At 37.6% G+C, this 7,287-nt stretch carries 6 protein-coding genes; 4 read left to right on the plus strand and 2 right to left on the minus strand.

The annotated features are described in order from the left end of the window. Positions 1-7: 7 nt before the first annotated feature. Complete coding sequence (locus tag AACZ30_RS01350; protein ID WP_339647110.1) at positions 8-1,366, minus strand: NAD(P)/FAD-dependent oxidoreductase; 1,359 nt, start codon at positions 1,364-1,366, stop codon at positions 8-10. A 116-nt stretch (positions 1,367-1,482) separates the two neighbouring features. Between AACZ30_RS01350 and AACZ30_RS01355 the strand changes: the two genes are divergently transcribed. From AACZ30_RS01355 to AACZ30_RS01370, 4 genes are all read left to right on the plus strand, one after another. Beyond that, entirely contained in the window at positions 1,483-1,719 is a 237-nt protein-coding gene (locus AACZ30_RS01355; protein ID WP_075325168.1) for a hypothetical protein, read from the plus strand. Further along, complete coding sequence (locus AACZ30_RS01360) at positions 1,716-2,006, plus strand: type II toxin-antitoxin system RelE/ParE family toxin (protein ID WP_075325167.1); 291 nt, start codon at positions 1,716-1,718, stop codon at positions 2,004-2,006. The genes AACZ30_RS01355 and AACZ30_RS01360 overlap by 4 nt, the downstream gene beginning before the upstream one ends. A gap of 66 nt (positions 2,007-2,072) precedes the next feature. After that, on the plus strand, positions 2,073-5,456 hold the full coding sequence (gene mfd, locus AACZ30_RS01365) for a transcription-repair coupling factor (protein WP_339647115.1): 3,384 nt from the start codon (positions 2,073-2,075) through the stop codon (positions 5,454-5,456). 285 nt (positions 5,457-5,741) lie between these two features. Beyond that, positions 5,742-6,281, plus strand: coding sequence for an outer membrane beta-barrel protein (locus tag AACZ30_RS01370; protein ID WP_339647118.1), 540 nt, complete (start codon positions 5,742-5,744; stop codon positions 6,279-6,281). Between the two features lie 97 nt (positions 6,282-6,378). Here the strand turns inward: AACZ30_RS01370 and AACZ30_RS01375 are convergent, their stop codons facing one another. Beyond that, the gene (locus AACZ30_RS01375; protein ID WP_339647121.1) at positions 6,379-7,179 is read right to left on the minus strand and encodes an NAD(P)H-binding protein; all 801 of its coding nucleotides are present in this window, start codon (positions 7,177-7,179) and stop codon (positions 6,379-6,381) included. Positions 7,180-7,287: the final 108 nt, after the last annotated feature.

Here is a 7,287-nt window from a genome sequence, read left to right on the forward strand (position 1 = left end):
AGGCTGTTTAAACCATTCCCTTAATATCACTTGCCCAGCTAGGATAAGTGAAAATCATTTTCTTTAAAGTTTCACAGTCAAGCTTGCCACACATCGCCATTACAAACATATTGATGATTTCTGAAGCTTTCGGGCCAACCAAATGAGCCCCAATCACGAGTCCGGTTTTTTTATCCACTAAGGTCTTATAAGCATATATTTTCTCATTGATGTGCTTAGCATTAAACCATTCAGGCACTAATTTGTGTTCCAGTTCATAATCGTATCCCTGTTCCTTAGCTTCTTTTTCTGAAAGTCCTACGGAAGCTAGTTTTGGTAAGGTATAAACCACGGTAGGTTGCGGAGGATAATCTGCTTTTTTAGGCTCCTTTTTATTTAAAAGATTTGCTGAAACTATCTTTGATTCCTGTGAAGAAAGCGGGGTTAAAGGTAATCCCGAACTGTCTGAAACATCACCACAGGCATACACGTTTTTATTGGTTGAATTTTGAAGAAATTCGTTAACCGTAATTCCCTTTTTTGAAAAGGCAACGTTTCCTTTTTCCAGATCCAGATCTTCTATAGATGGAACACGACCTGCAGTATTAAAAACCATTTCAGCTTTTGCTGAAATCTCTTTCCCATCCTGAATTCCTTTTACCCTAAAGTTCTTTTGCAGCTTTTCAATTTCCTTCACTTCTGCATTAAAAATAAAATCGATTCCCAGATCTTCTTCCGAAACCTGCTGGATGTAGTCCACCATATCTTCATCAAAGTTGGAAAGCGGACCTGGCATAAAATCCATCATGGTGACTTTTACACCAAAACGGGCTGCGATATGCGCGAATTCCATCCCAATATATCCGGCGCCGATAAAAATCATTGTTTCGGGTAATTCTTTTAGATCGAGAAAATCTTCACTTAAAAGAGCGTATTCTTCGCCAGGAATTCTCAACGGCATAGGTTTTTGTCCGGTTGCGATAACGATCTTATCTGCGGTTATCGTTTTGCCTTCCACAGAAAGCGTGTTTTTATCTAAAAATTTCGGAGATTGGTGATACATTTTTATGTCCAGGGCTGCCAGATCTTTTTCGGTAGCAGCAGGAATGGCATCTAAGAATGTTTCTTTAAAAGTCATTAGATCACTCCAATTTACTTCCGGCATTTTCGTAATTCCTTTACCTTGCATTTTAGTGGCGCGATTTATAATTTCGGTAAAACCTACCAGAACTTTTTTAGGATCACAGCCACGATTTGGGCAGGTGCCGCCATACTCCCTGTTATCGGTTATCGCTACTTTCCATCCTGCTTTAGCGCAATCTTTAGCAACACCCTTTCCGGCGGTCCCGGTTCCTATCACAAATACATCAAAATGCTCAAATCCCATAATTATAAATTCTTACAGCAAATTAGGCATCTGCAGGCATTTTTGCTGTTATGAAAATGGTAAAAGTGGAGTAGAGATAAAATTTGTAATTTTATAAGACCAATAATATTCTGATTATGGAAACAATAGCGTTAAAGAAAACGGTCCTTAAATATGTTGAAGAAGCAGATGCACGTCTATTAGAAATGATGCTTTCTCTCGCCGAAAGTTATGAAAATAACGACTCTTCAGTTCTCTCCGAATCAGATTACCATGAAATGGATAACCGCAGGTTGAATCATTTAAAAGAGAAAAGCGAATCATATTCCTGGGAAGAAGTGCAGCAAAGAGCTAAAAATGCTTTGAAGAAATGACTTTTAAGCTTATAATTAAAGAAGAAGCTCAATTAGAAGTAATTGAAGCTTTTCTTTATTATGAGAGAAAACAAAGTGGGTTGGGTGATTTATTTTTAGATCATCTTAACTCGTATTTTAAGTGGATTAAAAACTATCCTTTTCATTTTTCGGAGAAAAGAAAACCATTTAGGGAAGCTGTAGTCAAACGCTTCCCCTATGTTATTATCTACGAAGTCCAGGAGAGTGAGGTGATTGTTTATTCCGTATTTAATTCCTGGCAAGATCCCGAAAAGAAAAAAGTATAAATCAACTAACGTTAAAAAAATGTTGAGAGGTTGCGGGACAAAATTTCTGCAATTATCTTTGCGCCAATGAGTAAAACTATTATCGCCCAAAGCTTTGCACAATCCTCGCAACAGCAGGAATTGAGGGATTCCCTTGTCTCTTCTGAAAAAAATCGGACTAAAATTCAACTTAAAGGACTTGTTGGTTCTGCTTTTTCTTTTGTTGTAGCCAATGCGTTTAAAGAAGCAGAAAAACCCTTTTTGCTGATCTTTAACGATAAGGAAGAAGCGGCTTATTATTTAAACGATCTCGAGCAGCTGGTAGGAGAAAAAAATGTGCTTTTTTATCCCGGCAGTTACCGCCGTCCATATCAAATTGAGGAAACAGATAATGCAAATGTATTATTACGAGCCGAAGTTTTAAACCGAATTAATTCGCGTAAAAAACCAGCGATAATTGTTACCTATCCTGATGCTTTATTTGAAAAAGTAGTTACCCGAAAAGAACTGGATAGAAGCACGCTAAAAATTTCTGTAGAAGATGAACTTTCTATAGATTTTGTAAACGAGGTTTTATTCGAATATAAATTCAAAAGGGTTGATTTTGTAACCGAACCGGGCGAGTTCTCAGTACGTGGGGGGATTATAGATGTTTTTTCCTTTAGTAACGACGAGCCTTACCGTATCGAGTTTTTTGGAGATGAAGTAGACAGCATCAGAAGTTTTGATGTAGAAACCCAGCTTTCTACAGATAAGGTGAAGAAAATTTCGGTGATGCCGAATGTGGAAAATAAACACCTTGATGAAATACGGGATAGTTTTCTAAAATATATTTCAGAAAAAACCGTGGTGTTTGTTAAAAACCTCGATTTACTCACTGCGCAAGCCGATAAACTTTTTAGCAAGGCAGAAGAAGCCTTTAATAAACTTTCTGAAGATGTAAAACATAGTGAACCCAAAGAGCTGTTTTGTGATGGGCAGTTAATTAAAAGTCAGCTAGAGCTTTTTTCAGTTGTTGAATTGAGTAACCAGGCTTATTTAGAAGCTCAGAAAAGTATAGAATTTCAAACAAAACCCCAGCCTTCTTTCAATAAGCAATTCGATTTACTGATTGATAACTTAATTGAAAATCAGGAAAACGGGTATACAAATTATATCTTCTGCGTAAGTGAACAGCAAGCCAAACGGTTCCACGATATCTTCGATGATCAGGAACGTATAGTAAAATACCAAACAATTACTTTGGCTTTATTTCAGGGTTTTATCGATGAAACCGGAAAAAATGTTTGTTACACAGATCACCAGATCTTTGAACGTTATCATAAGTTTCATCTTAAGAATGGTTATGCTAAAAAACAGGCGATTACCCTTAAGGAACTTGGTAATCTTGAGGTGGGCGATTATGTAACCCATATTGATCATGGAATAGGCAAATTTGGCGGACTTCAGAAAATTGATGTTGAAGGGAAAAAGCAGGAAGCCATCAAGCTTTTCTACGGCGAGCGTGATATTTTATATGTCAGCATACATTCGCTGCATAAAATTTCAAAATATAACGGGAAGGATGGTAAAGAGCCCAAGATCTTTAAATTAGGAAGTAACGCCTGGAAGAAATTAAAGCAAAAGACCAAGGCCCGGGTTAAGCATATTGCCTACAATTTAATTGAACTTTACGCAAAACGTCGATTACAAAAAGGTTTTGCCTTTGGCCCAGATTCTTATTTACAACATGAGCTGGAAGCCTCTTTTATGTATGAAGACACGCCAGATCAAAGTACTGCAACCCAGGCGGTAAAGGAGGATATGGAGAACGAGCGCCCTATGGATCGTTTGGTATGTGGTGATGTTGGTTTTGGAAAAACAGAGGTTGCTATTCGGGCAGCTTTTAAAGCGGTAGATAACGGCAAGCAGGTCGCTATTCTAGTGCCAACCACTATTTTGGCATTTCAACATCACGAAACTTTCACTGAACGTTTAAAAGATTTCCCGGTAACTGTAGATTATTTAAATAGGTTTAGAACCGCTAAAGAACGCCGTGAAACTTTAGCCGATCTGGAGAATGGAAAAGTAGATATCGTGATTGGTACACACCAATTGGTAAATAAAGCGGTGAAATTCAAAAATCTTGGTTTGCTGATCGTAGATGAAGAGCAAAAATTCGGGGTTTCGGTAAAAGATAAGCTAAAGACTATAAAAGAGAATGTAGATACACTTACGCTTACGGCAACGCCAATTCCGCGAACACTTCAGTTTAGTTTAATGGCCGCACGAGATTTATCTACCATTACCACACCGCCTCCTAATAGATATCCTATTGAAACTAATGTAATTCGCTTTTCCGAAGAAACCATTCGGGATGCGGTTTCCTATGAAATTCAGCGTGGCGGGCAGGTTTTCTTTATTCATAACAGGATTGAAAATATTAAAGAGGTCGCGGGAATGATTCAGCGTGTGGTGCCAGATGCTAAAATTGGAGTAGGTCACGGGCAGATGGAAGGTAAGAAGCTGGAAAAACTGATGCTGAGTTTTATAAATGGCGAATTTGATGTCTTGGTTTCAACAACGATCGTGGAAAGCGGACTTGATGTTACCAATGCGAACACTATTTTTATTAATAACGCCAATAATTTTGGGGTTTCAGATCTTCACCAAATGCGAGGTAGAGTAGGCCGAAGCAACAAGAAAGCTTTTTGTTATTTTATAACGCCACCATATTCTGTGATGACCGAAGATGCACGTAAACGAATTAGCGCTTTAGAGCAGTTTTCTGAATTGGGAAGCGGAATAAATATCGCGATGAAAGATTTAGAAATTCGTGGTGCCGGTGATCTACTGGGTGGTGAGCAAAGCGGATTTATTAATGAAATTGGCTTTGATACTTATCAAAAAATCCTGAATGAAGCGATTGAAGAACTAAAAGAAAATGAATTCCAGGAGCTTTATAACGAATCTGAAAATATAGAAGATAAAACCTTTGTAAAAGATGCGCAGATCGATACCGATTTTGAAATTCTTTTCCCCGATGATTATATCAATAATATCACTGAAAGACTGAATTTATATACGCAGTTAAATAAAATTACTTCAGAAGAAGAATTGCAAAAGTTTGAAGCCGAGCTTGTAGACCGTTTTGGAGAACTACCTACCCAGGCAGTAGACTTACTAAATAGTGTACGTATAAAATGGATCGCGGCGAGTATAGGTCTTGAAAAGATCATTTTAAAACAAGGCAAATTGATAGGCTATTTTATTTCCGATCAGCAATCCAGATTTTACCAAACCAATACGTTTACCAAGGTGCTGCAATATGTGCAAACGCATAAGCATAAATGTACCATGAAAGAGAAGAAAACCAGGAATGGCTTGCGTTTGCTCTTAACTTTTGAGAAAATTAATTCGATAGAAAGCGCTTTAAAAGTTTTGCAGCCCCTGGATTTTAGGGTGATGGAAGAAGAGGTTGAAGCCCCCTAACCCCCGAAGGTGGAATTAAAAAAATGTTCCCCCTCCTTTTTAAGGAGAGGTGGCCGATAGGCCGGGGTGGTTGAACCCTTCCGTCATTCCTTCGGAATGTCACCTTCCCTTAAAAAGCGAAGGAGCTTTTACGTCATTCTGAACTCTTTTCAGAATCTAAGCTGTTAAATAGTTTTCTTCAATAATTTCGAAAAAATTCAATTTAAGGTCTAAATATTATGGTTTTTCCAATGTTTTAGCAAATAAAAACTATGTTTGTAGTTATAACATAAACTATCTAACAAAATGATTAAAAATTTATTTTTAGCTTTCTTCCTTTTTTTAGGATTGAATTCCTTTGCTCAAAATGTAGATTTCGGGATACAGGCTGGATATACCAATGTTGAAGTAGAAGCTAATGCCGAGGGTGGTACCCAGGTTTCTGAAGACGGATCCGGTTTTTATGTAGGATTTTTAGCCGATTTTCAATTCACCGAAAATTGGCACCTTCAACCTTCCGTAAATTATTTTAATGTAGAAGAAACCGATTTCTTATCTATTCCTGTTCTTGTGCAGTATGATATAGAAAATTCAGACTTTTACTTACAAGCGGGTCCTCAGGCAACTATTGTTTTGGAAGATGTTCCCACCACCAACGAATTCGGTTTAGATGCAGCATTTGGTTTAGGGTATCATATCAACGAGGATTTCTTTATTGAGGCACGCTACGGTATTGAACTAACCAATAGATATACTGATGAATCTATAGAGTTTGCTGAACAATACGATACAGATATTAAAAGTGGAGTAAATACTTTGATGGTAGGAGTAGGTTATAAGTTCTAATCAAACCTTTAGTTTCCTAAAACTATAGACCTCACAGTTTTTTAAAATCTGTGAGGTTTTTTTATTTACGCCATCTTGAGCTTGATTCAGAGGGTTTCTAGATTTCCTTTTCAAATTGATAATCTAAAACCTCTTTTAAATTCATCGAACTAATCTTCTTACCTTTGGAAACTCCATTCTGGTCAAAATCGGGAATATTTAAGCTTTTTTCTTTTGCGGTTCTAGTGTAATAATCTTCTTTGGTTGAATGATCAGGATAGGCGGCGTTAAAAGTCTTTCCCCAGGCTTCTTTTTTGATGATTTGGTTAATGATTTCAATGCAGTCTTCTTGCTGAATAAGGTTTACCGGCGCTTTTGAATCTTTAATCCCGGTTTTGTTAGCGAGATAATTTACCGGGTGTCTCCCCGGACCAATTAATCCACCGAACCGAATAACTGTGGTTTGAAAATGCTCATTTTTCAATAGCATTTTTTCTGAAGAAATAAGTTGTTTAGCAGCTTCTGAAGTTCCGTTAGCTTCGTTTTCTTCGGTGTATTCTGGGAAATTTTCTTCGTCTTTATAGACTGAAGTAGAACTCACAAAAATCACTTTTTCTATAGGTGATTTTTCTATATAATCTATAATTCTGCCAATTTTTCCAACGAAATCGGCTTCGGGATCGCCGCGTAATCCGGGCGGAATGTCTATAATTAGCAATTCAGAATGCGCCAGGAAAGAAGTAAGATCGCCCTGAACGCCTTCTGTAAAAATTTTAATCTGATAAGGCGTAATGCCGGCCTCACGCAATGGTTGCATTTTTTCCTGGCTGGTCACAGAGCCTTTTACTACGTGCTCTTGTTTCAGCTTTTTTGCGAGTGGTAATCCCAGCCAGCCGGTTCCTAATATAGATATGTTCATAAAGCCCCTCCCGGCCTCCCCAAAAGGGAGGTGTTTTTAAGTTTTAAATAAAATATTTGTGTATTCGTCAAGCTGAACTTGTTTCAGCTTCTAATATGAGAGCATTTC

This window comes from uncultured Salegentibacter sp., from assembly GCF_963972535.1.
In the GTDB taxonomy this organism is placed as follows: domain Bacteria; phylum Bacteroidota; class Bacteroidia; order Flavobacteriales; family Flavobacteriaceae; genus Salegentibacter.